Source organism: Neptuniibacter sp. 1_MG-2023 (assembly GCF_030547185.1).
Lineage (GTDB): Bacteria > Pseudomonadota > Gammaproteobacteria > Pseudomonadales > Balneatricaceae > Neptuniibacter.
In genome coordinates this window covers 1-26,293 of sequence record NZ_JAUOQR010000009.1, presented here as the reverse complement: position 1 = coordinate 26,293, position 26,293 = coordinate 1, and the positions used below count along the sequence as shown (strand labels likewise).

Here is a 26,293-nt window from a genome sequence, read left to right as displayed (position 1 = left end):
ACATTTAATATCTACGGCATCGTTCATAGATCTCAACAGCCGCTTTTTCATATTTTACTTTTTTCGCCTCATGCTCTCGCTCACCAAAGCCGATGGAAAGCTTTCTTGCAAAGTGGCTCAAGGTCTCATTTTTGATCCCGTTAGAATAAAGATAAATAAAAATCTGTTCAGAGGTCATTAGGCTAGGCAAGGCTGACAAGCGCCAGCCTAGCTGAAGAACCTCATCATTAGACATGCTCTGTTTCAGGCTTTCATTATCTAACCAAAGTGTTTCCACCCTTTCCAACTGGTTAAGATTGAGTTTTTCCATATTCAATAGCTTGATAAGTGCGGCTTCCTGCTCTGGATCTTCACGTCCTTTTAATATTGAGTATTTCAATTTCAGCAGGTCAAAATCTTCGCCATAAGTATCAATAAACTCATCTAACGCTTTTAAAGCCGTATCAAAAGAGAAACGGCCTAAGGCTTTATAAATTTTATCTAAATCTCTCTGCTTTGGAGACTCAACCTCATCCTCTGCCAGATATTCCTCATCCAACATTTTTGGATCGACCAGCAATGCAGTCAATATCAAGATAGCCCCACTAATAAAGCCCCCTGTATGAGCCATAAAGGCAACATTAGAGTCCGTATAAGTGAGATAGTTATAGAGCTCATTTGCTATATAGAGCGGGAGAATAAACAGTGCTGGGGCTCGAATAAAACCAACAAAAACAAAAAACCAGTAAAAAAACTCTATCTTCCTAAAACGAAACACACCTAAATACATAGCCATCACTCCGGAAATAGCACCGGAGGCACCCACCAGCGCATTTGGACTGTATTGATTGACCATGACAAACAGAACGCCACCAGCGATACCGGAGACAAGGTAAAACAGAAGAAACCGAAAGTGCCCTATAGCTGCTTCAACAGCAAAACCGAAAATAACGAGGAAAAACATATTTCCAAATAGGTGCATAGGACTACCATGCAAAAATTGATAGGTGACTAATTCAGCAAGACCAAGATCTTTAGGCTTTAAACCGAAACCATAAAGGGCGGTTGATTCAAATTCATCGTGTATTTGCCGCCTATCTTTCCAATAATCCCCTTTTGTAGGTTCTTGAAAACTAACCCAGTGGGCATTTAAATAGTCAAGAAAGTGAAAATCGCTAAGGATATAAAAACTAAGCTGCTGGTGATGGCCTTGGTTATAAAGTGTTTGGTAATCGGAGATAATAGCTTCAGGAACATCATTACTTTGAAGATAATCAAGATAGACAGGCCACTCTGTTTCAAAGTATTCCAACCTGTCATAACGATCTAAAGCACCTTGAAGCTTTTTTTCATCTCCTCCTTGATATACAAAGAAAACAATCACATTGGTGAGCACCAAGATGAACAGCATGATTGGAGGGCGCTTCCAATCAAATCGTTTTTCCGTTGGTATAATGACCATAACGCGTCAGATCCATCCTCTGATCTACAGTTATCATTTATCTTATTATTATCAGTCTTTAGGAAAGACTAGCACGGTTAAAAGCTTATGCCTGCCTTTCTATGAAAATTAATCAAAAACAGAGAGTTAGAAGACTTACTCAAAACCAATTAAATCCTAACTGACACAAGTTAAGCCTATATCGCTGATAAGATACCCCATCGAACAATGGGGCATATAGCCTGTAATCAGTGGTTTTTATAACTATTATCTTAATCTGCTAACCACAGATAAAGACTCAAGGCTTAGCAACCTCCACAAGCTCAGCTTTATGAAAGTGCACTTCGTTTCCACCTATAATGGCACTGCCATGTATAACGTTTTTATCAAAATTAATCAGCAAGGTAACGTAATCACCGTAGCCTTTCTCAAACCAGGAGGCAAAATAAAGATTATCTTCCACCTCCATTGCTTGATATGGAAAAGGCCCCCACCACACATCCGGTTTTGAGCCTGTCAGATAGCGGTAGCTAACTCCCTTCTCTTCAAACTTCACATTATATGAACGGCCACTCGAGTACATATACGTGATTTGAGTTCCATTCAGAACTCGAGTCGTTTCAGAAGCGTCGCCATAAGTATTTCCAACCGCGAATAGTAAACAAAAGAATGGTAAAACGAGTGAATAGAAGCCGTTTGCCTTTTTCATAATAGTTACCATTTTAGTCTTGGATTAGATCTCAGATTGAGATTAAAGAGCAACGATCGGGTCGCTTCGCCAACAGCTGATGCATCATTCTGTTTAGACGAACAAAACAATACATCGACGTAGTTATACTGGTATTTTAGTGCTGACTGTTTGAGTACTTTATCAAAAGACATTATGAATAGCGCCTCTAAGCGTTATAAAGGCTTAGAGGTGCTGTTTTTATAAAGGTTAAAACCCTTAATCGTCATCATCGGAGGTATCATCATCCGATACAGAAGGAATACTCGCCAAGGTATAGCAGTTTATTTTACGGTTTACTTTATCTTGGTAACGCTTCCAAGTTCGCTCATGGAGAGATTCTGCGTCTTTATCACCTTTGCAGAACGCCATAAACGATTGCTCTTGATCACATAAAGGGGCGCGTGCGCCTGATGCTAATTCAATATAAGCATGACCATGATTCTCAATTAACTGGGCTTGCTCACGCGTGAACTCACCACTGCGTGCAAAACCGTAAGGAAAGTTTTTAGGATCTCTAAATAATTTATCTGACTTGAAAGCGTCATCAAGTTGCATCTACATGCTCCCCAAATCTATTAAGTAATATCGCTGACAATAGAAAAATCGAGTGGTTCTCTTTAACCTTGAGGAAAGATTTAGATGCTAACAGCCTCATTCACAACGGCTTTAACACACACCACCGATCAGTTTTTTTGCGATAATAATCCTAAAAGATGACGAATAGAAGTATTTAAAGAAGCAAAATATTGAGGTTTTTATATCCAGCCTTGCAACCATCGATTTTGGTCTTTCAACTCATTAAAATCCATAGGGAATTGTTGTTTATTGATCACCGCTTCTAAGACACAACCGATGACCTGTTGTTCCAACTCATCCTTAACAAGCTCAGTGACAATAAAGTGTTTCCTTTTCTCGACCGGCTTAACCGCCGTCCACTTGGAAAGCAGGAGTTTATTAGGATTAAATTGATTCATTTGATAAATTCTGCCCAATTAATAACGAAGGTTATAACCATAAATATTAACCCGCTAGCCTAGATCAGCATTAAGGTACGTTTAAATACTTACTGGTACTCTTCAATACTACGCCTACGTTCAGCTGCATAATCAATAATAGGTTGAGGTCGTTGGCCTAAATCAGAAGGCAAAGCATCACCCAATAGATCAGTATCCATATTGGTGTCGCCTGGATGGCCCAAGTCCAACCACTGCTGAGAATAAAGGCCTTTTGCATCAAAACGATCAGCCTGTCGCATTGGATTAAAAATCCTAAAATAAGGCGCTGCATCAGCACCAACCGATGCACTCCACTGCCAACCACCTAAATTAGAAGAAAAATCACCATCAATTAAATGCTGCATAAAAAAACGCGCACCTAAACGCCAATCTTGACGCAGTAGTTTTGTTAAAAACGAAGCCGTTATCATTCTCACACGATTATGCATCCATCCTGTTTCTAACAACTGCTTCATCCCTGCATCAACAATATCAAAGCCTGTTTCACCCTTGCACCAAGCATCAAATTTGGCTTTGTCATGCTGCCAAGCTATTTTCTTTTCTATATCAGGTTTAAAGGGTTTCCAACGGTTCATTTCAGGAAAAAGAATTAAAAGATGACGATAGAATTCCCGCCAAATAAGCTCAGTAACCCATTGATTATAAAACCATTCAGGATCATCTGAATAAGCTTGCACACCTGCAATACACTGCCTTGCTGTTAGTACACCAACACTTAAATAAGGTGAAAGTGAGGAGGTTCCCGTTTGCGCAGGAAAGTCCCTTAACTGGCTATAATCGGTTAACTGCTCTGACACAAACTGCTGTAGCTTCCGATGCGCACTTTCTGTACCTGCTGGCCAGATCTGTTTATTCCAGTCAGCTCCAAGCCTTAGGCCATAACCTATATCCTCTGGAATATTATCCGTTTCAATAGCAGTATAAACCTTAGACGACAAAGGCTGGGGAGCGGGTAAAGGCCCCTGCTCACTCTGTATAAATTGTTGTCGCCAAGCCTTACTGAATGGTGTGAATACTTTATAAGGCAAGCCTTGTTGGTTAAGCACAGACCCCGCTGGAAGCACTAGATCTGATTCAAAACGATGACAACCTATCCCTTGCTGTTGAAAAAGTTGTTCTACTTGCTGATCTCGTTGCTGCTCATATTCTGGTACTTCATCGTTAAAATAGAGAGCTTTTACATTATATTGCTTAGCTAATCTAAGTAGCTGCTGTGGGATCTCTTGATTAGTCTCTGCATGAATAAGCTTTAACGGAATATTAAGCCCAGCCAACTCATCCTTTAATGAATGGAGATTAGCTAACCAAAACTGAACTCGACTCTTAGATTCATCTTGCAGCATCCACTGTTTAGATGAAATCGCAGCAACGGCAATAACACCCATTTCAGCGCTACTTGTGCTCTGAGCAACATGCTCACAGGCCGTATAAAGGGCACGATGGTCACGGGTACGAAGGTCATTTCTAAACCAAACTAGTTTTATATTTTTCACGACATCTCAATAAAAAAGTTTAAACGCAGCTCTTAAGCCAGTTCCATAGGAAAGAACCCTGTTAGATATAATTTCTTAACCCAAGCTCATGGGGGTAAGGATCAAGATAAGCTTGGGATTTAATATAATCAGAGCCATGTCGTTTTAAATAATGTTTGAGTAATGCTAAAGGAACAACTAAATGCACTTTATTGGTTCTATATTGCTCAATCGCTTCTAATAGATCCTGTTTAGTTTCGGCATCAATCTCTTTTTTGAGGTAGCCCATAATATGCATAAGCACATTGGTATGACTTTTACGGTCCGCTTTTTTGGTCAGATAGGTCATCAGATCAAGAATATATTTTTGTACAACCTCATCTACAGACTGCTTACATGCTTCATCCGCTAGATACTTACCTAACTGCTTATACCCCTCATAACTATGCGCCATTAATTGATACTTATGACGGCTATGGAACTGAATAATTTTATGTAAGCTAGGATCACTCATAACCTCCTGTTGCCAGTTATAGTAAACAAAGACCCGCGTAATAAAATTTTCCCGCAGTACGGCATCATTTAAACGACCATCTTCTTCCACCGGTAAGGCTGGATTATGCTTCATTAATCTTGCCGCATAAGCGCCGCTACCGGATACATTAGGCATCCCATTTTCATGGTAAACCTTGACTCTTTCCATGCCACAACTAGGCGAGCCCTGCATTAATATATAACCACAAAGGTCTTTCTCTGTACTGCTCACTTGATCAGCATAAGCCGTAAGCCGATCAGTCACATCAAGTGTAGGATCCTTAACCCCAACAACACGTGGAGCCTCAGCACTGCCGACTAAACGTATAGGTTCACGGGGAGTACTCAATCCTATGGCAACTTCCGGACAAAAAGGTTTTAGATCGAAACATTCACTCAATACATTCAAGCAATACTTGGAACGCTTATGACCACCGTCATAGCGAACTTTGTGCCCAAGAAGACAAGCACTAACACCGACAGGAATTGAGAGTTTAAGCTCACTAATTTCCATTCCAACACCCTCTAAATACTTAATTATTCGGCTCAAAGACTATTTAAAAACCGGTCATCGGCTGAACAATCTTTCCTAGTAATGTACTAAATTTGAGTGGTGCATCCGTTGCAATTAAACAGATACAATCCACATCACTATCCACCAGCGGCTGATGCTCCACTTCACTATCAAGGTCAGCGATATCACCCACTGTAAAGCGGCCAATTTCATCAGAAAAAGACCCCTGCAATATTAAGGTTAGTTCATTACCATCATGACTGTGAGGCAACATAGCCTTGCCTGGGGCAATCCGTAGCAATCGTGATACACCGCCCCGCTCGCTTTTACAGGGAAGATCATGAAAATACACACCTGGGACTATTCGTTTCCATTCAACATTTGCCAATGAACCACCAATATAATCCCCTAAGGCTGTTGGGATACCTTTATCACTGTGATCTTTATGAGGCCTATTGATATCAGGACGATCCAACAGCACCGCCTCTATATCAGATTCCTCATCAATACAGGCTAATAGCTTCTGTAGTGAATCCTCAGCGACCTCTGCTGGTGGTAAAGCATCTAATATAACACCTCCCATTGCTTCAGAGTGAGCTAATCGTTCACGACACTGGGGGCACATAGAGAGATGACAAGCGGTCACTAAAGCCATTGCTTGGGACATTGAGCCCGCGGCATAGCTAACTAATGTTGCCTCATCAAGATGATGCTTAATATTCATACACCATCCCTCCACATAGTTTTTAACTTTTCAGATGCCAACCTAATTCTTGATTTGACGCTACCTAAAGGCACGCCTAGACGATCAGAGATATCTGCGTGAGATCGCCCTTCAAAAAAAGACATATAGATAACCTGTGCTTGGTTTTCCGGTAAAGTGTTAATCGCACTATTCATCCTGTCAGAAATAACCCCTTGCTCACATGGGTTATCCTGATGATCTGGCTCTTCTTGCCACTCTTCCAGATCGTATTCTGGATATTTCTGCTTACGCATTAAGTCGATACTTTTGTTTCTAGCCAAGGTGAATATCCAAGTGCTCGCGGCAGCTTTATTACTATTGTAAAGATGAGATTTACGCCAAACAGCGAGCATGGTCTCCTGCATTAACTCTTCTGCAACTGTATCCACAAGCCCTAGACGTATAAGGTAAGATTTAACTCTTGGCGCAAAATGCCGAAACAACGCTATATACAGCGTTTTATCTTTACTCTCCGCTAAACGAGATAGCATCTCGCTCCAATCGGGATCTGCACCGCTTAGACGGTTTGACATCGATGGCATAGCTACAACATTTTCCACATCTTCACCTGGTGGTTTATTTTCCATACTATCCCTTACGATACCTTACAAAGATTGGATCACCCCAAATCATATAACTGAAAATATATATGCATAGTACATGATCTTTTTTTCTTCACCCTGCGTAACAAACGATGAATATATAATTAAATATGGATCATAAAATGAATATTGCCTCTATTCGTCCAAAAAGAATTGCAGTGATCGGTTCTGGTATTTCAGGACTAAGCTGTGCTTGGCTATTAAACAAGGCACACGATGTAACACTGTACGAAAAGGACGATCGACTAGGTGGGCACTCAAATACAGTCACTTGTGATATTCAAGGTAAGCAGGTGGATGTAGATACAGGCTTCATTGTTTTTAACCCTCCAAATTACCCGAACCTAGTGAAGCTTTTTGAAACACTAAAAATCAATACCTGTGAAACGGACATGTCTTTCGCTGTATCGATTAACCAAGGTGCACTGGAATATTCTGGTACAGGTTTATCCGGTTTACTCGCGCAAAAGCGCAATATGATAAAGCCTAGTTTTTGGCAAATGGTTCGTGAGCTGCTTAGATTTTATAACGATGCAAACACAATGCTAGCTCAGTCAGATATCAATGAACTGACCTTAGGAGAGCTTTTACACCAGCATAACTATGGTGATGCTTTTATTTATAATCACCTACTACCTATGGGTGCCGCGATCTGGTCAATGCCTGTAGAAAAAATGTTGAACTACCCGGCCAGCAGTTTTCTCCGCTTCTGTAAAAACCATGGACTGGCTCAGCTTAAAGATCGCCCTCAATGGAAAACAGTAATTGGCGGAAGTCACTGCTATGTTAATAAAATAGCCGATTCCCTAGAGAATAAAATCCGCTTAAATAGCCGTATTCACAAAGTTATTCGTTGTGACGATCATGTGATTATTGAAGATCTACACGGTAAACGTGAATACTACGATGATATAGTGCTAGCCTGTCATTCGGATCAAGCCCTCGCTTTATTAGAGGCGCCAACGGATGATGAGAAACGCCTGCTTAACCACTTCCCATATCAGCGTAATAAAGCATATTTACATACAGATCCATCCTTAATGCCAAAACGTAAAGCGGTTTGGTCAAGCTGGAACTACATATCCACTGGACAACGGGATCAATCTCAAGAGGTATCAGTAACTTATTGGATGAACCAATTACAACCGCTTAACACTGAGCAGCCTCTATTTCTTTCACTTAACCCGCTAAAAGATCCTCAAGATGGAAGCATCATTCGCACCTTTTTTTATGACCATCCTGAGTTTTCTCAAGGTGCTCTTAATATGCAAAAAGAGTTATGGCAACTACAAGGCAAAAAGCGAACTTGGTTTTGTGGTGCTTACTTTGGCTATGGTTTCCATGAAGACGGGTTGCAAGCGGGTCTCGCCGTAGCTGAACAGCTTGGCGGTATACCTCGACCTTGGACACTCGAAGACAAAAATAGTCGCATTTTTGTTAGCAAACCACAAAGTAGAGAAACAGCCCCAGCTGAACAGGTTAAAGCCCATGGTTAAATTAAGCTCTTGCCTCTATCAAGGGGCCGTTATGCATCATCGTTTTCGCCCTGCAAAACACCGATTTATCTATAAGGTTTTCTCACTTTGCCTAGATATAGATGAGCTACCCCGTTTAGACCGATTTAGATGGCTCTCTATTAACCGTTTTAATCTTTTTTCATTTAATGAAAAAGATCATGGTAGCGGTCACGGCAACTTAGCTGAAAACATCCGTCAGTTACTAACTCAACGGGGTTATAACCAAGCAACACATCGAATACGCCTACTCTGTTACCCACGTATTCTAGGCTATGCTTTCAATCCACTTAGCGTGTATTTCTGTTACAACCAAGATGATCAATTAGACGTGATCCTCTACGAGGTCAGTAATACATTCGGCTCGCGACATACTTACCTGCTTGAGGCTGATAGTAAAACCGATCAAATACGGCATTCCTGCAATAAAGAGATGTATGTGAGCCCCTTTATACCTATGGATACAGCCTACTCTTTTCGTATCTCCCCACCTTCAGATAAGGTCGCCGTCAGCATTCGACAAACAGAGCAATCAACACTAGGAGCAAGGCAACCTATTTTGCAAGCGACATTTACGGGAACCCAAAGCGAGTTAACGGATAAAACCTTACTAAAAGTGTTTTTTAAATACCCCCTAATGACCTTAAAAGTCATTCTAGCTATCCATTGGGAAGCACTCAGGTTATGGCGCAAAAAACTAAGTTTACAGCCTAGAGATACGCGACAAAAACACAGTATTAGCTGGCAGGACAAAAGCGGAGTGACCCATTATGAAAGCTTATGAGCAGCAAACAACACCCCTTAAAGCTCCCTATTCTCAAGCCACTTGGTTTGAAAAAAAGCTCCTTAGTCTATTCCATAAAAAACTGAATGGTCATCAAGGCACACTTCGCCTAACGCTACCAAGTGGTTTTACATGCAAGATTGGTCATAGTCAGCCAGAAGCCGATATCCAATTAAACAACTTTCGACCACTCTATCGCCTATTTTTTGGCGGTATCAATGGTGGTTCAGAAAGCTACCTAGCGGGAGAATGGGAAAGTTCAAATCTTACAGAGTTAGTAAAATGGGCGCTCGCTTATGAAAGCTCCCTAGCGGACCTATCTAAAGCACGCATAGTGACAAGTACACTCCACAATATCTATCACTGGACGCGCGACAATACACTGACGGGAAGCCGGAAAAATATCGCAGCCCACTACGACTTAGGGAATGATTTTTACAAACACTGGCTTGATAGTTCTATGACCTATTCTTCTGCGTTATATAGTCACTCAGACGAACCCCTTCTATCAGCTCAACAAAGAAAAAACGCGCGCATTCTCGAACTACTCAATGCCCAACCGGGTGAGCATGTGGTCGAGATAGGCTGCGGCTGGGGAGGTTTTGCAGCCCAAGCAAGCAAAGAGCATGATCTAAAAATTCACGGCATAACCTTATCCCAAGAACAACTAAAATGGGCTAAACAACGTATTAAAGATGATAATCTTACCGATAAAGTCCATCTGAGTTTAACCGATTACCGTGACCTCCATACCCAATATGATGCGGTGGTTTCTATTGAGATGTTTGAAGCGGTCGGTGAAGCCCATTGGGATACTTATTTTGAAACGTTAAAACGCGTATTAAAACCTGGAGGCCAAGCTGTACTGCAAGTGATAACCATCGAGGATGAGCGCTTCCATAGCTACAGAAAACAAGCCGATTTCATCCAACGCTATGTGTTCCCTGGCGGTATGCTACCTAGCGTATCAGCCTTTAAAGAAAAACTAAGCGAACATGGCTTTATACTTAAAAAACATCAACTATTCGGTAAAGACTACGCCAGAACTATACGCGAATGGTATAGCGATTTTGAAAAATCCTGGGGAGATATTAAAGCACAAGGGTTTGATGAAACCTTCCACCGTTTATGGCGCTACTATCTAGCTTACTGTGAGGGAGGTTTTGAACATGGTTCTATTGATGTAGGACTCTATGTATTAGCCCACGCGGACGATAAGCTTTAAAGCCCACAAGAGAATGATCTTAGCTGAATAATGCCATATGGGCTGCTTAGCAGCCTTGAGGCGATGCTTAATCATGTTGATTCAGAAGATCAACACATCATATTTTTATCGCCTAACATTCAACTCTATTTCTACCCTGATCTTTCGCTTTATATAGCATGCTGTCGGCTTTGCTAATCAACTCTTCCTCATTACAACCTAAGTGGGGAACCATCTCAGCTAAACCCACACTGGCCGTTAGGTACTTGTTGATAGGTGAATCACTATTATTGATATTTAGAGCAAGAATTTCCTCCAACAATCTATTTGAAAGCGTTTCAGCCTGTTCAAGCGAAGTCCCTCCCCATACCAAAGCAAACTCTTCACCGCCGTATCGCGCACAAATATCGCCGGGTCTACTAGCAAACTCTTTCAATAAGGCACCTATCTTGATTAAACACTCATCACCCGATTGGTGCCCATAGATATCATTGAGAAGTTTAAAATGGTCTAAATCGACTATTGCTAAACTGATAGGTTGTTTTAATCTTAAACATCGCCGCCACTCATTATAAAGAAACTCATCAAAAGCTCGGCGATTAGGAATATCAGTAAGCCCATCAAGCCGAGCAAGATTTCTTACCTCTTCTTCAGCCAATTTTCTCTCGGTAATGTTTTGGTGTGAAATAACAAAGTAATCCTGACACGACATCTGCAGCGCAGTTACTCGCATCATAAACCAACGTTTTTCATCCGGACTATGACAGGGGTATTCAAAGTAAAACGCGGGCGTCTCTTTGTTAATAACACTTAAAATACCATTTCTTGCCTTTTCTCCGAAGTCATCCCCCATTGCCGCAGCTTTATCACATTCATCAATGTAATTAATACCCCGCCAATTTTCACCAACGGAGCAAGCATTGTTACTACCAAAATCCGACCAACTTTTATTGGCATACTGAATCGTTCCCATATCATCAATAACAACAATATGTTCAGTAATTGAATCGAGAATCAGCCTTAAAGCTTCATGGGAATTTTCCACTTATTCACCTACTCACTAGAATATGCATAAGGATCGCTATAACTGATTACTAGTTTCGAGCTGCTATTAAAAACATCTCTTAATGTAGCATACTAATACTTCACACAACCTATATGCCTACTGACGGACAAGCCTACACAGAAACCTCTTCACTGATTTGGTAATGCCTTTCAACACCTTGAGTCACCTCCCCCCATATAGAGGATCGAACTCTGGCTTGGTGATGATCAAAAGCCATACGACTCACGAACTCTTCATAAACATTAAATTTATTTCTATTAACTAGATCAGGAGTCACCATAAAAACTAAACAACCGGATTCTTCTAAGGTGAGTTTTTCATGCTTTGGCAGCTCACGTTTAACTCTCTCAAGATCGGAGTCAGGCACAAGAATAAACCCTTGCAGTATAACTTTAGGCAAAACTTCCCCTCTAAAACAGACAAGGTCAGCTTAACAAACTGGACTATCACTAGCGTTAAAGCAACAAAATTCACAGAATATAAACAAACAGGAGAAAGGACTTTCAAGCTTATTTTTGCAGATATAAGCTGTGTAGGCATAAGATTTTCTAGGCAGAGCTTTACCTAAAATCACGCTTTCAAGTTGCCTACCACTTTAAAATGGACGCTTAGTAACGGAGGATAAAAGACGGCAACGTTGAGGATCAAGCAGAATCACTTCAAGCAAACCAAGTAAGGTTTTACTGAGTCGGAACTTGCACTACCTGCTTGCCAAAAACACAACCTTTTAGCTGCTGTTTTAAAGCTTGAGTAATTTCCTCAGCCTCAAACGAAACAGGAATAATGCTAGGCGCTTTAATACTGCCATCATTAACGCTATTCATTAACAAATTACCCATAAAGCTCATCTTTTGTTGAGCACATAAGCTTTCGGTTAACCAAGCGCCACTTAAAGAAACAATATTAATAACCGGGGCTTTATAAAATAACAATGAGGAGGGTAATTCAGGCAAACCATTTAAACAGGCAATTCTTCCGCAAAAACGTAATAGTTCTATATTACGAATAGTATTTGCGCCACCTACAGTATCAACAACAGCGTCAAATTGACTATGCCCTAATGCTAGCTTGAATTTTTTAAGTAAATTTTTATCGTTATAATCAAAACACTTATCAGCGCCTATTTTTTTCAAATAAGCATGAGTATTTTTAGCTGAGACAGTAAAGACCGTAGCACCACGCTGTTTCGCAAATTGAATAGCAAATTGACCAACCGCTCCCGCACCTGCATCTATCAGCAAGTTCTCACCCTCTTGGATTTGCAATTTATCTAGAGCGAAAATAGCTGCCATTCCGGCACAAGGCAGAGCAGCAGCAACTTCAGGTGCGAGTCCTTCAGGTAATTTAGAGACTGCAAAATTAGGTACTGCAACATAGTTTGCTAACATCCCCTGTTGCTTAATATTGGCATGCCACATCACTCGATCACCAATATTAGGGCTTACACCGACAGGGGCATCCACCACGGTACCTACAGCGTCTAAACCCAAAATATGCGGATATTGCCAATCAGGGAAACCATGTTTAGCTAACTTTGCATCAATGGGATTAAGGCCAACATATTCAACACGAATCAGCAGTTCACTTTCTTTCCGCTGCGGCGTGGGCATCTCCTGCTTTACCAAAGAAAAGTCATCCCCGACTTCTCCCAAGGTGATTGCTTGCATCGTGCTGGCTATGTTAACCACAATTATTACCTTTTCTTTTTTCTTAATATAAACACCAGTTACAACACTAGTGTTCTACTCCAACCACCACTAAACGCTTTGTAAGTAGAGATTTTAGCGAGCATAAAGGCGATTTTTGCATCAACCGCTGCTTGTTTAGCAACTAAGGCATCTTGACGAGCTGACAATAAATCTAGATAAGGCATCTGCCCCTCTTCATACATTGCCTTGGCCTGTTCATGTGCAATTTCAGCGTGATGTAGTCTTTTTTCTGCAAACTCATGCAGGTTTTTTGACTGCTTCATGCTAACCAACGCGGTTTGTGATTCAGCAATAATGCTAACAATCGTATTTTCATAATCAGAAAATGCAGCTTGGCTTAGTGAACTTTGAGCTCTTGCCTGCGCCTTTAATGCGGGCCAGCTTAAAATTGACCAGCTTAGCTGAGGCGTCAGCGACCAAGCATCGTCATTACTCGATAATTGACCGCCAATAGGATTAATTAGCCCAACAAAGCCCGAGATAGAAATATCCGGATACAAGGCCGCTCTTGCGGCATCCGCCAGCGCACTTTGCTCAAGTAGCTGATAGCGGGCAATGCTAATCTCAGGACGTAGACTCACCGCTTTCTCTGGCTGAGTTAAAGCTACCGGCTGGATTAGATTACTGTTAATTAGATCTGTTTCAAAACTCAACTGTACTTGTTCAGGCGTCTGTCCTAACAAAACCGCCAATGTTGCCTTATTTTGATACAGTGCAGTTTCTATCTGTGGCAACAGTGTTTTTTGCTCATTTAACTGAGCATAGGTCCGATTAATATCTAGCTTAGAAGCAAAACCTTCATCAACCCGCGCTTGTAATACATCGATACTTTCCGTTAACGCGCTAATTTGTTGATTTACAATTTGCAATTTTAACTGATTACCTTGCCACTCAAAAAAGCTTCGGGTCACGCCACTAACGATCTCTGCCACTAACTGTGTTTTTTGCTCTTGTGCTTGAAAGCTCTTGGCCTCAGCACCTTTAATCAAAGCGGAGATTCGCCCAAACAGATCAAGCTGCCAACTAAAATTGGCACCTAAACTAGCATTACTTTCAATTACGCCCGCAGTTGATTCACGGTTACCTAATGCGGTTACATCACCTTGCGGTAAATATTGAGCTTCTTCGTAACCAAGTTGTTCCATGGACGCTTTTAGGCGCTGTTGAGCCGCTTGTAAATTACGATTAGATTCCAGTGCTTGCTTAACAAAAGCATCTAATTGCTGGCTTTGGTAGGTTTCCCACCATTGATTATTTGCACCACTTTCAGTCAATTCAGCGGCATAACTTTGAGCTGCAAAAAAAGCCTCTTTTTCTAAACTACTTTCTCCAAGGTTAGAGCTGCTTGCGCAGCCCGCCAAGGTTATAGCCACCGCTAATGTAGAAAGCTTAGCGGTTGATGTTAAGTTCAACTTAAACATGCGCGTCTTCCTTCTTGTCACTAATCTCAGTCGCTGACTTTTTAGCAACTAAAGCATAAAAGACAGGCGTAAATAACAAGCCAAAGAGCGTCACACCGATCATGCCAGAGAATACGGCAATCCCCATAGCTTGACGCATTTCAGAACCCGCACCCGTAGCGAGTACCAGAGGAATAACACCGGCAGTAAAGGCGATGGAGGTCATTAATATTGGACGCAAACGCATACGACCAGCATGAATAATAGCCTCTAAACGTGTCAATCCAGCCTCTTGCTCCTCCTTCGCAAACTCAACCATTAATATGGCATTTTTACAGGCCAAGGCCACCAGCACGATTAAAGCTATTTGGGTGAAAATGTTGTTATCACCACCAATTAACCAGACCCCACACAGAGCGGAGAATATAGTCATCGGCACAATCAAAATGATAGCTAATGGTAAACGTAAGCTTTCATATTGAGCAGCCAACACCATAAACACTAGCAGCACCACTAATGGGAAAATATATACCATTGTGTTACCTGCGAGAATTTGCTGATAAGTTACGTCAGTCCACTCATAAACAAGACCTTCAGGTAAGTTTTCAGCTAACACTTCTTCAATCGCTTGCTGAGCTTGGTCCGAACTGAAGCCCGCACCTGGGCTGCCGTTTAGTTCAGCACTAGGGTAACCGTTATAATGCATTACACGGTCTGGGCCTGTCGTTGGAGTCGCACTCAATACAGCACCCAGCGGTACCATAGCACCTTGGCTATTACGCACTTTTAAATTCAAGATCTGCTTAGCATCTAATCTAAAGTCACCATCCGCTTGGGCATTTACTTGGTAAGTTCGACCAAACATATTGAAATCGTTTACATACAGTGAACCAAGATATATTTGTAATGCATTAAACACTTCATCTAACGCAATACCCTGTAACATCGCTTGTTCACGGTCAATTTCAATATCCATTTGCGGTACTTGAATACGGAAACTTGAATACAGACCCATCAGTTCAGGGCGTTTTCTTGCTTCATTAATAACCGTTTGTAATGTATTAAATAAGGTTTCAAAGCCTAAGTTTGAACGATCTTCAAGTTGCAGTTTGAAGCCACCCGTTGTACCTAATCCACGAATAGGTGGTGGCGGGAAAACAGCAACAAAAGCTTCATCAATCACTGAAAAGCGTTTATTCAACTCCCCTGCTATAGCTGCAGCCGACAATCCAGGCCCTTGACGTTCAGAGAAGTCTTTAAGGGGTGTAAAAACAACTGCACTATTTGGACTGTTAGTAAAACCATTAACCGACAAACCAGGGAAAGCAACAATGTGTTCAACACCCGGAACCTCTTGTGCAATGGCCGACATCTCTCTAACAACGGCTTCGGTTCTATCTAGGCTTGAAGCATCAGGCAACTGGGCAATAGAAACCAGATATTGCTTATCCTGTGCTGGAATAAAGCCACCGGGCACTGTATTAAACAGACCGGCAGTCGAACCTAATAAGGCAATATAAATGATGCCAACAATAACGCTAAAACGAATTAGCTTTTTAATTACCGCTTGATATGCCAATGAACCTTTTTCAAATAGACGGTTGAAAGGTCGGAAGAGAAAGCGTCCAAAAATAGCGTTTAAGATTCGCGTTAAAAGGTCAGGTTTTGCACCGTGCGGTTTTAATAGCAACGCCGACAATGCTGGGGATAATGTTAACGAGTTAAACGCAGAAATAACGGTCGAGATTGTAATCGTTAAGGCAAACTGCTTATAGAACTGCCCTGTTAAGCCAGTAATAAACGCAGTCGGGATAAATACCGCCAGTAATACAAGTGCAATCGCAATAATAGGTCCGGTCACTTCGCTCATTGCAACGCGAGACGCTTCAACAGGCGATAACCCTTTCTCTATATTACGCTCAACATTTTCCACTACAACGATGGCATCATCTACCACAATACCTATGGCCAATACGAGACCAAAGAGAGATAAGGTATTGATACTCACGCCCAACCACTGCATTACCGCAAAGGTACCAATGAGTGAAACGGGCACCGCGATTAATGGAATAATCGATGCGCGCCATGTTTGCAAAAACACGATAACCACGATAACCACAAGGGCAATCGCTTCTAATAAGGTGGTTATAACCGCTTCGATAGATCCACGAACGAATACTGTTGGGTCATATACAATGTCATAATTAACACCGGCAGGAAAATCTTCCGATAGTCTTTTCATTGTTTCACGAACTTGGTTCGATAATTCTATAGCGTTAGAACCCGGACGTTGGAAAACCGGTATCGCTACCGCAGGCTGACCATTTAATAATGAGCGCAACGCGTAAGTATCTTGCCCAACTTCGACGCGCGCAATGTCGCCCAGTCGAGTAATTGCCCCACCTTCGTCAACCTTAATAATAACGTCTTCAAACTCTTCAACACTCGTTAAACGACCTTTGACGTTTAACAGTACTTGAAACTGTGCTGAATTAGATGCGGGCTGAGAGCCTAGGGAACCGGCAGCAACTTGTTGGTTTTGTTCACGTAGTGAGTTAACAACATCGGTTGCCGTTAACTGACGTGAAGCTAAGGCATCTGGATTTAACCAAACACGCATCGAATACTTACCACCACCAAATACGCGCACTTCACCTACACCGCCAAGACGGGCTATTTGATCTTTTACGTATAAATCGGCGTAGTTAGATAAATAATCTGCTTCTCTAATTTTCTCTTTCGAAAATAGATGCACCACCATAGTTAAATCAGGGGATGCTTTTTTCGCAACAACACCTAAGCGCTGCACTTCCTGCGGCAAACGCGGTAAAGCACTATTGACACGGTTTTGCACACGAACTTGGGCACGATCTAAATCAGTACCTAATGCAAATGTGACGGTCAGTGTCATACGACCATCGCTAGTCGCTTGTGAAAACATATACAGCATGCTTTCAACACCGTTAATCTCTTGCTCCAGTGGTGTTGCAACAGTTTCCGCTATAACTTTTGGGTTTGCACCGGGGTAATTCGCAGTTACAACAACCGTTGGCGGTGTAACTTCTGGGTATTCACTGACCGGTAATTGAAACAGTGAAATGGCACCACCGATAAAAATAACCAATGATAATACGGCAGCAAAGATCGGCCGTTTTATAAAAAAATGTGAAAAATTCATGAGCCGCTTCTTATCACTTAGCCGTTAATAGAGTTTGGGTTTTTGGTGCGCTTAAGGTTGACCCGATAGCATCAGCATTTAGCTGAGTTGTTCGTGGTTCAATTGGCATACCGGGTCCAACTTTAGCTGGGCCATTCACTGCAATAATATCGTTTTCACCTAAACCAGCCGTGATTGCGCGAAATTCACCATAACGATCACCCACGCTAATTGGGCGATACTGTAATGTGTTTTTATCATCGACAATTAATACAAAACGGTTTTTCAGATCCGTGCCTATAGCTCTTTCAGGAATCAAGACCTGCTGTTTTGCTTCTTGGCTCGCTAGACGAATACGGGCGAATGCACCGCTACGCAGCTTATGATCATCATCAATAAAAGTGGCACGTACACGCAATGTACCTGTAGAGGTATTGATTTGATTATCAATAAAGTCTACATGGCCTTTATAAGTAAACTGTTCACTACCTAACAACTGCATAACAACAGGTAAGTTGTCGCTGGCTTTAGCCTGTTCAAAGTTGCTATTCCATGTACGCTCATCAATATCAAAGTACGCATACATTTTTTGGTTAGAGACAATGCTGGTTAGTGTGCTTTGATTAGCATTCACCGTGTTACCACGAGTAATCTCAGCACGTGAGATAATGCCATCAATAGGTGCGGTAATTTTCGAAAACTCTAAATCAAGCTGAGCCGCCTGAAGCTGCGCTCTTAATGCAGAGATTTGCGCTTGTGCTTTTTTAGCAGCGGTCGCTCTAGATTCAGCTTCTTCGGAAGAGATCGCATCACGTTTACGTAATCGTGTTGCCCTTGCCGCTTCACTTTTAGCTTGTTGATATTCCGCCACCGCACTAGCTACTTGAGCATTTAAGCTTGCGACTTGAGCTTCAAATGGACGTGGATCAAGACTAAATAATAGATCGCCCTGTTTTACCTGCTGACCTTCAACAAAATCAATTGTATTCACAACACCGGACACACGTGGTTTTAAAGCAACCTGCTGAGGTGCCTCTAAACGTGTCGTGTAAGTAAACCAAGTTTGAACTGGCTTATAAATGACTTGTGCTACATCAATTTGCGTCAAAGGCCTTTGTGCAGGCGCTTTTGCTTGTTCTGCCGGCTCACTACAAGCGACGAGTGCACTAAGCAAAACACTTATAGTAATTATTTTGCTGTGTTTATTGAATGACATAGCCTATCCCTCTAAATTTAATTGCAATCATCATAAAGGTTATGAATGTGTTAAAATAGAATCAATTTATCATTTGATTAGTGCAAAAATAGCACCAATAGACTTTTGAGAAGAGAGATCCAATGGATACAACGAGTCGTTTGCTAATGTTTCTAGATGTTGTAGAGCTCGGTAACTTCGCAAAAGTTGCTGAATCTCACCGTATCGATCGTTCAGTTGTTTCCAAACAGATGAATAAATTGGAAGAGGAGTTAGGCGTACGTTTACTTAACCGCTCTACTCGCACTATCTCTTTAACCGCCGCAGGCGCCGAGATGGTCAAAAAAGCCACCGAAATGCGCTTTTTATTAAGTGAAACTATACAAATTGCCGAAAACTATCACACTGAACCCCGCGGCCTCTTAAAAATAACCAGTTCAGCGATTATTGGGCGCCGCTATTTACTACCCGTAATAAACGATTTTCAAAAACGCTTTCCGCAGGTAGAAGTCGAATTAAACTTAGAAGATCGCATGGTCGATGTAGTCGGTGAAGGTTATGATCTTGCTTTTCGTATCGGCCAACCTAAAGTATCAAATTTAATTTCACGCCAACTCGCTCGCAACCGCCTAGTCATTTTAGCCACACCGGAATTCCTACAAACTTATGGTGAACCTGCAACACTTGAAGAGCTCGCTAAATTACCTGCGGCAAGTTATGCCAGCAACACCTTACGTATAGATGAAGTTAGTTACATCAACGACCAAGGTGCAGAAGTTGCGGTACCTATCCATAGTACCTTCCGATCAAATGATGGGGATGCGATTCGCTTAAAAGCCCTATCTGGAAGTACCTACTTTTTAACACCTGCCTTTTTAGTCTCAGATGAAATTAAACAAGGTCTATTAACACCTATTTTGACTCATATTAAATTACCTGAATTTAATCACCTTTATGCCATCTATCCACATCGCGAACTACCAGTACGTACACAACTCTTCTTTGATGCCGTGCGTGAATTCATAGGAAAAGACAAACCCATTTGGGAAAATAACATCCCTGGGTTTGACTCTATGTATCAATAGCCCGTTATGGGAATAGGTTATAAAACATCTACGATGGCAGCTGCACCTCAAGTACCGATAGAGGTGTAGGTGTTTCGATAATAGCGGATAGAGTTAAACCTACTTGGCTAAATAGTTTCTCAAACTCCTCTTTATCACGTTCCTGCCCGCCCCAGGTCATAAGAAAAGCTTCTATATCTTTTGAGAAATGTGGGACATTTCCTTCAGGTACAATAGCGTCGATCACATAAAGTTTACTTTCAGGCGTCATTGCGGCTTTGACTGTTTGCAGTATTTTGCAGCAATCCTCATCACTCCAATCATGTAGAATCCGTTTAAGAACATAAGCATCCGCTCCGGAAGGGATCTTCTCAAAAAAGCTGCCATGGCTCTTATCAAAACGTAAGTTAAGTGCAGATTGCTCTTCTATATGAGTGGCTTGATTGACAATATGTGGCTGATCAAACAAGGTACCATTAAGCTGTTCATTTTGAGAAAGAAGCGCTTTAATAAAGCCTCCTTGCCCTCCTCCTACATCCACTAATGTTTTCGCATCGCTCAGAGGGCAGCATTCAGCAATAACAGGATTCTCTAACTCTGCATAATTATGCATAGCTCTGGCAAACTGATTATTCTCTTCAGCGTCTTCATCTAAGTACTCAAAAACACCTTTGCCAAAAAGTTCTGTATAGCTATCTTCACCCGTGCATACGCTATGCTCTAAATGGCCGTATGCCTCCCACATAGATTTTGTAACCATGTGCGCGGCATTACGAATCGAAAACTCACCGTCGCTACTAATTGAACTTGAGAGCGGTGTAGCCAAAAACATTCCTTTATCGGTCTCTTCAAAAATCCCATAAGAAGCCAATAAGCGCATCAACCGATAAAGACGATCTTCATTCAATGATAAATGTTTAGCTATATCTTTTGCATGGACAGCCGTGCCGCTTACATGGTCAGCAATACCTAATTTGGCTGCCACATGAATAGCTCTAGAGATAACAAAACCCCAATAAAGCTCATTGATTCGTTGAGTAGGATTAGTTTCAGATGATGACATAGAATGCTTTACGCCACAGTCGGCGTACCCCTTTACTTATTATTGTTAGGCAAGATCAAAAGCAAACTATATGCCATAGACATAATTTATTGTTTATAAAGGATATTTAAAATATAGACAGCTGCATGTAAACCTATATGATTCACTTTTAGCGACAGTCTGTTTCATCCCTTTTCCACCAGCCCTCCAATAAAAGGCAGACAGACATATCCCTCAGCAAGGATAAACACTTCTATATAGTGAAGATAAAACAGGCGGATAAAGGAGAATGCAGTTCTGGGTATAAAGGGTGAGTTCCTACCTCCTAAAGGTCTTTTGTAGGAGGCCAACCTTTGGCCGAAACCCCGTCATCGCAACGTTTTTCAGCTACATCATATGCACAACACCAATCATGAAGCAGATATTGATTAACGAATCGCAAACTGAGACTCTTACAGGTATGAATATAGCTACACCTATCCTTGGAGAATAAAGTTGAGACTATTTAGTTTTAATCGCAATATCGTTCATGTCCTTTCCTCTGTTTGCTTGGAAGTGGACTAATTCTTTTTGAGGAAAGCGATATTCATGATGTACACGATGCTAATAAAAAGAAGAGGAAACAACCTAGGCTCTGACTAATCAGCGATTTAACCTGCTTCTGGTTGGAGAAACTTAGCTTTAGTTTTAACCCTTTGATCGACAGATATACTGATATGTAAATATTAAGTTAAGGAATGACTATGAACTTAAACAAAGAAGAGTTTGAGAAAGTTTACATTAGGCGCATGTACCCTCACATCACTGTCTATTACGCAGACAATCATATTTTGCTTATTAATAACTTATACCTATGGGTATACCCAGTTTTATTGTCAGCCGCTACGCTCACCTCATTTTGGTGGGCCTATCCTACATATACTTTTTTAGCGCTTCTGGGCTTAAAATTTTATATTGACATGTCCCAGAACCCCTTCTTTGATAAGAGAGTCGCAATTTATAAAAACGGTGATGTAAAAGTTCTATCCTTTAATAATAAGATTAAAAATAAAGAGCCTCTAGGGGAGATAGAAGAAATCGACATATCTGCTGCAGGTGTAGCTGAATTATTTAGTAAGCCTAGTGGACGAGTCTACGAACTATCGATTACAGGTAGCAATAGAGATCTTACAATTATTGCATCACCTGATCGTAACGGGGATATTTTCTGTCAACTTAAAGTGGATCTCGAAGACTTTTTTAACTGTAAAGAGAAGAAAAGCGTATATAAAGGACCTGCTTGTTATAGGAAACCGATCTGGTAATAACAATGATTATAAGCCACTTTCCCCTACCCTTGGCCATTAATGATCACAGTTGGATACAGATAAAAAACTAGTTTAAAGGGCTAACCCCTTTCATTTTGAGTTGTTTTTGCCCTCAAATAGTCTATCAATATCGAAGCTATTAAATGAGAGGGCTGGGCCTTGCTGAACATATACTTCGCTAGCCCCAGCACCTAGAGCAAGCTCTTTAAATGCCCTTGTTAGGCATAGCTAATCGCAACGGTACATGCCACAAATTTTATGACCATCTGGGTCTAAGAAATAACACAAATGCTTTTTCCCCGTTGTGTTATTTCGCAAACCTGGAGGACTTTCAATACTCGTTCCTCCATTTGCTACGGCAACGTCATGTAACTCTTTTACTTGCTCTGACGAATCGCATGTAAAACCAATAGTGGAACCATTTGCTGCACTCATTGGCTTACCGTTTATTGGCTCAGTTACGCAGAAAATCGAATCATTATGAATATAGAAAAGCCGTGTCTGCCCTGTGTCGTTAACATTGACAACGGGCTCTTTTACACCCAGAACTCCAAGTACTGAGTTATAAAAGTTCTTTGATCTTTCAATGTCATCTGATCCAACCATTACATGACTAAACATTCCATACTCTCTTATGTGTGAAGAACTTAAGGGTAAGATCTTACATTGTGCGGATTGCCTCTGGAAGTTAAGCGATATAACACACCTGAGAACTCAATTATTAGCGGTCGTGACATAATTCACACGCCTTGTGAAAGTCTATCAAAAATCACAATAATCAACTTAAAAGAATATGGCCCTAATTAGGTATCAGTGACCTATATGCACGATGCAAGAGCTGCCCCCTCCCTCTGCAAACAAACTTATCTAAGCGCATTAAGGTCATTATATAAATCAGGTTAATACTCATGGACCTTTCGCTCTCAGGGTGAGCTCTTACATCAGAGTCTCCCTTGAAGAAGGCCAACCTTTGGCCGGAAGTCGGCCACGGAACTAAAAGCATCAGCCGACGCAATTTATTTCGTATGTTTTTTTGTTAGTTTTTAAATATAGATAAATTAAGTTCTGCCGGCTTTCCTAACCAATAAGCATAATCCGTATGATCTTTTAGGTTATTACCGGTTAGTGCATGGACCAATACGGTTAAACCATGACGTTCTTTCTCTAACCATGGAATAAATAAATCAAACTCACTGGATGAGAAGCTTATTTGACAGCTCCATTTAGGATGAGGCCCCACATTTTTTTGGTGAGCCCTACCAATCGATAAGCCAAACCGTTCACCTGCTTGTTCACATAGCTTTGTGGCAAAGGCTAAGGTTTCCTGTTCAAAATACACATGGGCATGATAGTAATCATGATGATTAACAGGAGCGTTTTCTATACCCATTAACGGACCTTTTTATATAGAGAGATTCAAATTTTAATTAAAGCCGAGCACAATTAACACTATAAGTGGTTGGTATTGCTTACCCCCCATTAGACGCATTCATCGGCTATTAACCTTTCGCTTTGGCACTTATTAAGCATTCGGCTGACTTCCTAATGATAACCTCCCTAGTAGGAGGCCAGCCTTTGCCAAAGCTTCAAGTGTGGTGTAGAAAAAAGCGTCGCTCCCCACTTATTATTTTTTACCTGCATTAGGCTCATCAATTTTATCAATATCGACGAGGTTCCACGGCATATTTTTATGCCGATAAATACGCTTATTCAGTTTTGGGTAATCACCCACATCATGATCAAGACGCTGCCCGACTACAATACATTTTAATACGATCGAATCACTAATATTTCTCAGTGCATGAGCTTCGCCACCTGCTCGATAGCCTATAAAATCCCCCGCTTTTACTGAGTATATTTGCTCGCCTATCTGAGCTTCAGCGACACCTTCCAAAATATAAACGCACTCATCCTCATGGTAGTGCTTATGAAACTCTGTAGATTCATGGCTGGGCTGAATTTCAATTATATGAAACCCAAAGCCCGTTAAGCCGGCGAGATCACCAAGAGACTTATTAGTTCGTTTCGCGTTTTCGTTCAGAAAATGAGTTTTAGATATACCTTCAAATTGATCAATTTCTTCTTTAGTGATTAGGTATTTATCCATAACTCTCTCCGGAGACATCGCCCACATAAAAGGCGAGCGTTAGCGAGTGCAGCCCACGTTTTTTTGTGGTCGATTTTTAATGTGTTTGTTATGTGTTTTCATTTTCCTAAAGCCTCACTTGAAGACATTGCAGGCTCTGTATTACCAAACACTGGTGACCTTTCACCAGAGTAAGGTTTGAAATTTACCCAGCTTTGGATTATATTTTTTCCATTCTCAACAAATACAACCGATTTCAAGCTATGGACTGTGTAACGTATCGGGTTTTCTTCAGAACCTAATACTCCGACACCTCTCAATCTATCCCAGCCATGATCATCCACACGCTGACCGACAAAGAGTGTAGGAAAAGGTGACTCTGACTCAAACGAAACTACTGGCTCATGAGTGCCAGAGGTATCACAGAAAAATAACTGGTATTCTGATTTCATTGATCATTCTTCATTACACATAACACCGCTATAAAAGGCACGCGTTAGCAAGTCCAGCCCACGTTTTATGGGCGATTTTTAATGTGTTTATTAGATGTTTTACCGTCCACCTGCAACATCTAGTAAAGCACCATTTACATACGATGCTTCATCAGAAATTAGCCATACTATAGAGTTAGCCACCTCTAATGCAAAACCGGCACGTTGCATGGGTATAAATTTTTTCAATTTTTCAGGTCTATCTTTATCGCCAGCATCAGCATGCATATCAGTAGAAATAAGCCCAGGACGAACAGCATTGACTCTAATGCCTTGTGATGCCACTTCTTTAGACAGCCCTAAAGTTAAAGTATCTATTGCGCCCTTAGATGCTGCGTAATCAATAAACTCATTAGGTGAACCAATTCTTGCAGCGGCAGAAGACAGGTTTACAATAGACCCACCTTGGCCCCCACTATTACAGGACATTCTTTTTACCGCTTCTTGCGCACAAATAAAGGCTCCAACAACATTAGTATTAAAGACGTCACGGATTCTGGAAGGTGGCATATCGACGAAAGAAGATATAGGAGTAATTACAGCAGCATTGTTTACAAATGCATCCAAACGGCCAAACTTTTCATCAATAGTTTTAAACAAATCGTAAATATCTTGCTCATTACTTACATCAACCTGAATGGCCAAGGCGCTACGACCGAGCTGTAATATTTTATCAACAATCGATTCAGCTTCAGAAATTTGATTGCGATAAGTAATAACAACATCCCAACCTTTTTTGGCGGCCAATAGTGCAGACTCTGCCCCTATGCCTCGACTACCACCCGTTATTAACACTAATTTTGATTCCATTTCACACCCAGTATAAGTACAGAACGTCTACAGCAGAATCGCGAGCTTGCGAGCTTGCGAGCATCCTGCTGCCTGTTTTTATTAGGCCAACATGCGACACATTTAGACCGTTGTAACTGATTGACCATCCAGTCCCTCGAACCCCATCGCTGGTGCCTCACTGAGAACATCGTAACCTAGTTGAGCGAATATTTGTGGATTTCCGATCTCTTTAATCGTGCTAATAGTTACTTTCCGTTTTTCTCGAATATCTACCATGACCAAAAGCCTAACGCTGAGCTCAGTTGCAAAAATACCTAGCGCTATATTTTGCGAAGCAAAATTCGTGGCAGGTATTTTTGTCAATTGCAGCGACTTGTGTACGCCCAGCATGGGCATGAACTAATGAGGTGAAAGTCCTCTGTAGGAAGGTCACCATCCATAGCGATTTA

At 41.3% G+C, this 26,293-nt stretch carries 27 protein-coding genes; 5 read left to right on the top strand and 22 right to left on the bottom strand.

Going from position 1 to position 26,293, the window contains the following annotated elements:
- Positions 1–4: 4 nt before the first annotated feature.
- The 9 genes from Q4492_RS11025 to Q4492_RS10985 form a co-directional block, all read right to left on the bottom strand.
- On the bottom strand, positions 5–1,441 hold the full coding sequence (locus tag Q4492_RS11025; protein ID WP_303417878.1) for a rhomboid family intramembrane serine protease: 1,437 nt from the start codon (positions 1,439–1,441) through the stop codon (positions 5–7).
- Positions 1,442–1,718: 277 nt separating this feature from the next.
- Entirely contained in the window at positions 1,719–2,129 is a 411-nt protein-coding gene (locus Q4492_RS11020) for a MoaF N-terminal domain-containing protein (RefSeq protein WP_303417876.1), read from the bottom strand.
- A gap of 5 nt (positions 2,130–2,134) precedes the next feature.
- Positions 2,135–2,302 carry a hypothetical protein gene (locus tag Q4492_RS11015; RefSeq protein WP_303417874.1) on the bottom strand — a complete coding sequence of 56 codons (168 nt, stop codon included), beginning with the start codon at positions 2,300–2,302 and terminating at the stop codon, positions 2,135–2,137.
- A 64-nt stretch (positions 2,303–2,366) separates the two neighbouring features.
- The gene (gene maoP, locus Q4492_RS11010; protein WP_303417872.1) at positions 2,367–2,705 is read right to left on the bottom strand and encodes a DUF413 domain-containing protein; all 339 of its coding nucleotides are present in this window, start codon (positions 2,703–2,705) and stop codon (positions 2,367–2,369) included.
- A gap of 200 nt (positions 2,706–2,905) precedes the next feature.
- Positions 2,906–3,124 carry a TIGR02450 family Trp-rich protein gene (locus Q4492_RS11005; RefSeq protein WP_303417870.1) on the bottom strand — a complete coding sequence of 73 codons (219 nt, stop codon included), beginning with the start codon at positions 3,122–3,124 and terminating at the stop codon, positions 2,906–2,908.
- Between the two features lie 89 nt (positions 3,125–3,213).
- Entirely contained in the window at positions 3,214–4,659 is a 1,446-nt protein-coding gene (locus Q4492_RS11000; RefSeq protein ID WP_303417868.1) for a deoxyribodipyrimidine photo-lyase, read from the bottom strand.
- A 61-nt stretch (positions 4,660–4,720) separates the two neighbouring features.
- Entirely contained in the window at positions 4,721–5,686 is a 966-nt protein-coding gene (locus Q4492_RS10995; protein ID WP_303417866.1) for a DUF523 and DUF1722 domain-containing protein, read from the bottom strand.
- A 43-nt stretch (positions 5,687–5,729) separates the two neighbouring features.
- Positions 5,730–6,410, bottom strand: a complete 681-nt coding sequence (locus Q4492_RS10990; RefSeq protein ID WP_303417864.1) for a ChrR family anti-sigma-E factor — start codon at positions 6,408–6,410, stop codon at positions 5,730–5,732.
- A complete protein-coding gene (locus tag Q4492_RS10985) occupies positions 6,407–7,018 on the bottom strand; it encodes a sigma-70 family RNA polymerase sigma factor (protein ID WP_303417862.1) in 612 nt (203 codons plus the stop codon). Before Q4492_RS10985 ends, Q4492_RS10990 begins: the two co-directional genes overlap by 4 nt.
- 137 nt (positions 7,019–7,155) lie before the next feature.
- Here Q4492_RS10985 and Q4492_RS10980 point away from each other — a divergent pair, with 137 nt between their 5' ends.
- The 3 genes from Q4492_RS10980 to Q4492_RS10970 are packed head-to-tail and all read left to right on the top strand — an operon-like array spanning position 7,156 to position 10,556.
- Positions 7,156–8,529, top strand: a complete 1,374-nt coding sequence (locus Q4492_RS10980) for an NAD(P)/FAD-dependent oxidoreductase (RefSeq protein ID WP_303417861.1) — start codon at positions 7,156–7,158, stop codon at positions 8,527–8,529.
- A complete protein-coding gene (locus Q4492_RS10975; RefSeq protein ID WP_303417859.1) occupies positions 8,522–9,331 on the top strand; it encodes a DUF1365 domain-containing protein in 810 nt (269 codons plus the stop codon). The genes Q4492_RS10980 and Q4492_RS10975 overlap by 8 nt, the downstream gene beginning before the upstream one ends.
- On the top strand, positions 9,318–10,556 hold the full coding sequence (locus tag Q4492_RS10970; protein WP_303417857.1) for a cyclopropane-fatty-acyl-phospholipid synthase family protein: 1,239 nt from the start codon (positions 9,318–9,320) through the stop codon (positions 10,554–10,556). The genes Q4492_RS10975 and Q4492_RS10970 overlap by 14 nt, the downstream gene beginning before the upstream one ends.
- 112 nt (positions 10,557–10,668) lie before the next feature.
- Here Q4492_RS10970 and Q4492_RS10965 read toward each other — a convergent pair whose 3' ends face one another.
- From Q4492_RS10965 to Q4492_RS10940, 6 genes are all read right to left on the bottom strand, one after another.
- Positions 10,669–11,580, bottom strand: a complete 912-nt coding sequence (locus tag Q4492_RS10965) for a diguanylate cyclase (RefSeq protein ID WP_303417855.1) — start codon at positions 11,578–11,580, stop codon at positions 10,669–10,671.
- A 133-nt stretch (positions 11,581–11,713) separates the two neighbouring features.
- The gene (locus tag Q4492_RS10960) at positions 11,714–12,001 is read right to left on the bottom strand and encodes a putative quinol monooxygenase (RefSeq protein ID WP_303417853.1); all 288 of its coding nucleotides are present in this window, start codon (positions 11,999–12,001) and stop codon (positions 11,714–11,716) included.
- 280 nt (positions 12,002–12,281) lie between these two features.
- On the bottom strand, positions 12,282–13,289 hold the full coding sequence (locus Q4492_RS10955) for a zinc-binding dehydrogenase (RefSeq protein WP_303417851.1): 1,008 nt from the start codon (positions 13,287–13,289) through the stop codon (positions 12,282–12,284).
- Positions 13,290–13,327: 38 nt separating this feature from the next.
- On the bottom strand, positions 13,328–14,731 hold the full coding sequence (locus tag Q4492_RS10950; RefSeq protein WP_303417849.1) for a TolC family protein: 1,404 nt from the start codon (positions 14,729–14,731) through the stop codon (positions 13,328–13,330).
- A complete protein-coding gene (locus Q4492_RS10945) occupies positions 14,724–17,888 on the bottom strand; it encodes an efflux RND transporter permease subunit (protein WP_303417847.1) in 3,165 nt (1,054 codons plus the stop codon). The genes Q4492_RS10950 and Q4492_RS10945 overlap by 8 nt, the downstream gene beginning before the upstream one ends.
- 13 nt (positions 17,889–17,901) lie before the next feature.
- Entirely contained in the window at positions 17,902–19,083 is a 1,182-nt protein-coding gene (locus tag Q4492_RS10940) for an efflux RND transporter periplasmic adaptor subunit (RefSeq protein WP_303417845.1), read from the bottom strand.
- A gap of 122 nt (positions 19,084–19,205) precedes the next feature.
- On the opposite strand from Q4492_RS10940, the gene Q4492_RS10935 reads away from it, so the two are divergent.
- Complete coding sequence (locus tag Q4492_RS10935; protein ID WP_303417843.1) at positions 19,206–20,147, top strand: LysR family transcriptional regulator; 942 nt, start codon at positions 19,206–19,208, stop codon at positions 20,145–20,147.
- A 28-nt stretch (positions 20,148–20,175) separates the two neighbouring features.
- Here the strand turns inward: Q4492_RS10935 and Q4492_RS10930 are convergent, their stop codons facing one another.
- Positions 20,176–21,189: a methyltransferase gene (locus Q4492_RS10930; protein WP_303417841.1), complete on the bottom strand. Its 1,014-nt coding sequence runs from the start codon at positions 21,187–21,189 to the stop codon at positions 20,176–20,178.
- A 722-nt stretch (positions 21,190–21,911) separates the two neighbouring features.
- Here Q4492_RS10930 and Q4492_RS10925 point away from each other — a divergent pair.
- On the top strand, positions 21,912–22,472 hold the full coding sequence (locus Q4492_RS10925; RefSeq protein WP_303417839.1) for a hypothetical protein: 561 nt from the start codon (positions 21,912–21,914) through the stop codon (positions 22,470–22,472).
- A 231-nt stretch (positions 22,473–22,703) separates the two neighbouring features.
- On the opposite strand, the gene Q4492_RS10920 is transcribed toward Q4492_RS10925, so the two are convergent.
- The 6 genes from Q4492_RS10920 to Q4492_RS10895 form a co-directional block, all read right to left on the bottom strand.
- A complete protein-coding gene (locus Q4492_RS10920) occupies positions 22,704–23,096 on the bottom strand; it encodes a VOC family protein (RefSeq protein ID WP_303417837.1) in 393 nt (130 codons plus the stop codon).
- A 415-nt stretch (positions 23,097–23,511) separates the two neighbouring features.
- Positions 23,512–23,865, bottom strand: a complete 354-nt coding sequence (locus Q4492_RS10915) for a DOPA 4,5-dioxygenase family protein (RefSeq protein ID WP_303417835.1) — start codon at positions 23,863–23,865, stop codon at positions 23,512–23,514.
- A 234-nt stretch (positions 23,866–24,099) separates the two neighbouring features.
- On the bottom strand, positions 24,100–24,582 hold the full coding sequence (locus Q4492_RS10910) for a cupin domain-containing protein (protein WP_303417833.1): 483 nt from the start codon (positions 24,580–24,582) through the stop codon (positions 24,100–24,102).
- 98 nt (positions 24,583–24,680) lie between these two features.
- Positions 24,681–25,013 carry a hypothetical protein gene (locus tag Q4492_RS10905; RefSeq protein ID WP_303417831.1) on the bottom strand — a complete coding sequence of 111 codons (333 nt, stop codon included), beginning with the start codon at positions 25,011–25,013 and terminating at the stop codon, positions 24,681–24,683.
- 99 nt (positions 25,014–25,112) lie between these two features.
- The gene (locus Q4492_RS10900) at positions 25,113–25,862 is read right to left on the bottom strand and encodes an SDR family oxidoreductase (RefSeq protein ID WP_303417829.1); all 750 of its coding nucleotides are present in this window, start codon (positions 25,860–25,862) and stop codon (positions 25,113–25,115) included.
- Between the two features lie 102 nt (positions 25,863–25,964).
- The gene (locus Q4492_RS10895) at positions 25,965–26,234 is read right to left on the bottom strand and encodes a hypothetical protein (protein ID WP_303417827.1); all 270 of its coding nucleotides are present in this window, start codon (positions 26,232–26,234) and stop codon (positions 25,965–25,967) included.
- Positions 26,235–26,293: the final 59 nt, after the last annotated feature.

What these genes read in the sequence shown, in the direction of transcription:
- Q4492_RS10985 (WP_303417862.1), bottom strand. Translation starts at nt 7,018, where the DNA reads ATGGAAAATAAACCACCAGGTGAAGATGTGGAAAATGTTGTAGCTATG.
- Q4492_RS10935 (WP_303417843.1), top strand. Translation starts at nt 19,206, where the DNA reads ATGGATACAACGAGTCGTTTGCTAATGTTTCTAGATGTTGTAGAGCTC.
- Q4492_RS11005 (WP_303417870.1), bottom strand. Translation starts at nt 3,124, where the DNA reads ATGAATCAATTTAATCCTAATAAACTCCTGCTTTCCAAGTGGACGGCG.
- Q4492_RS11015 (WP_303417874.1), bottom strand. Translation starts at nt 2,302, where the DNA reads ATGTCTTTTGATAAAGTACTCAAACAGTCAGCACTAAAATACCAGTAT.
- Q4492_RS10920 (WP_303417837.1), bottom strand. Translation starts at nt 23,096, where the DNA reads ATGTTTAGTCATGTAATGGTTGGATCAGATGACATTGAAAGATCAAAG.
- Q4492_RS10925 (WP_303417839.1), top strand. Translation starts at nt 21,912, where the DNA reads ATGAACTTAAACAAAGAAGAGTTTGAGAAAGTTTACATTAGGCGCATG.
- Q4492_RS10980 (WP_303417861.1), top strand. Translation starts at nt 7,156, where the DNA reads ATGAATATTGCCTCTATTCGTCCAAAAAGAATTGCAGTGATCGGTTCT.
- Q4492_RS10905 (WP_303417831.1), bottom strand. Translation starts at nt 25,013, where the DNA reads ATGAAATCAGAATACCAGTTATTTTTCTGTGATACCTCTGGCACTCAT.
- Q4492_RS11020 (WP_303417876.1), bottom strand. Translation starts at nt 2,129, where the DNA reads ATGAAAAAGGCAAACGGCTTCTATTCACTCGTTTTACCATTCTTTTGT.
- Q4492_RS10970 (WP_303417857.1), top strand. Translation starts at nt 9,318, where the DNA reads ATGAAAGCTTATGAGCAGCAAACAACACCCCTTAAAGCTCCCTATTCT.
- Q4492_RS10900 (WP_303417829.1), bottom strand. Translation starts at nt 25,862, where the DNA reads ATGGAATCAAAATTAGTGTTAATAACGGGTGGTAGTCGAGGCATAGGG.
- Q4492_RS10930 (WP_303417841.1), bottom strand. Translation starts at nt 21,189, where the DNA reads ATGTCATCATCTGAAACTAATCCTACTCAACGAATCAATGAGCTTTAT.
- Q4492_RS10895 (WP_303417827.1), bottom strand. Translation starts at nt 26,234, where the DNA reads ATGCTGGGCGTACACAAGTCGCTGCAATTGACAAAAATACCTGCCACG.
- Q4492_RS10910 (WP_303417833.1), bottom strand. Translation starts at nt 24,582, where the DNA reads ATGGATAAATACCTAATCACTAAAGAAGAAATTGATCAATTTGAAGGT.
- Q4492_RS10915 (WP_303417835.1), bottom strand. Translation starts at nt 23,865, where the DNA reads ATGGGTATAGAAAACGCTCCTGTTAATCATCATGATTACTATCATGCC.
- Q4492_RS10945 (WP_303417847.1), bottom strand. Translation starts at nt 17,888, where the DNA reads ATGAATTTTTCACATTTTTTTATAAAACGGCCGATCTTTGCTGCCGTA.
- Q4492_RS10950 (WP_303417849.1), bottom strand. Translation starts at nt 14,731, where the DNA reads ATGTTTAAGTTGAACTTAACATCAACCGCTAAGCTTTCTACATTAGCG.
- Q4492_RS10940 (WP_303417845.1), bottom strand. Translation starts at nt 19,083, where the DNA reads ATGTCATTCAATAAACACAGCAAAATAATTACTATAAGTGTTTTGCTT.
- Q4492_RS10990 (WP_303417864.1), bottom strand. Translation starts at nt 6,410, where the DNA reads ATGAATATTAAGCATCATCTTGATGAGGCAACATTAGTTAGCTATGCC.
- Q4492_RS10975 (WP_303417859.1), top strand. Translation starts at nt 8,522, where the DNA reads ATGGTTAAATTAAGCTCTTGCCTCTATCAAGGGGCCGTTATGCATCAT.
- Q4492_RS11025 (WP_303417878.1), bottom strand. Translation starts at nt 1,441, where the DNA reads ATGGTCATTATACCAACGGAAAAACGATTTGATTGGAAGCGCCCTCCA.
- maoP (WP_303417872.1), bottom strand. Translation starts at nt 2,705, where the DNA reads ATGCAACTTGATGACGCTTTCAAGTCAGATAAATTATTTAGAGATCCT.
- Q4492_RS10995 (WP_303417866.1), bottom strand. Translation starts at nt 5,686, where the DNA reads ATGGAAATTAGTGAGCTTAAACTCTCAATTCCTGTCGGTGTTAGTGCT.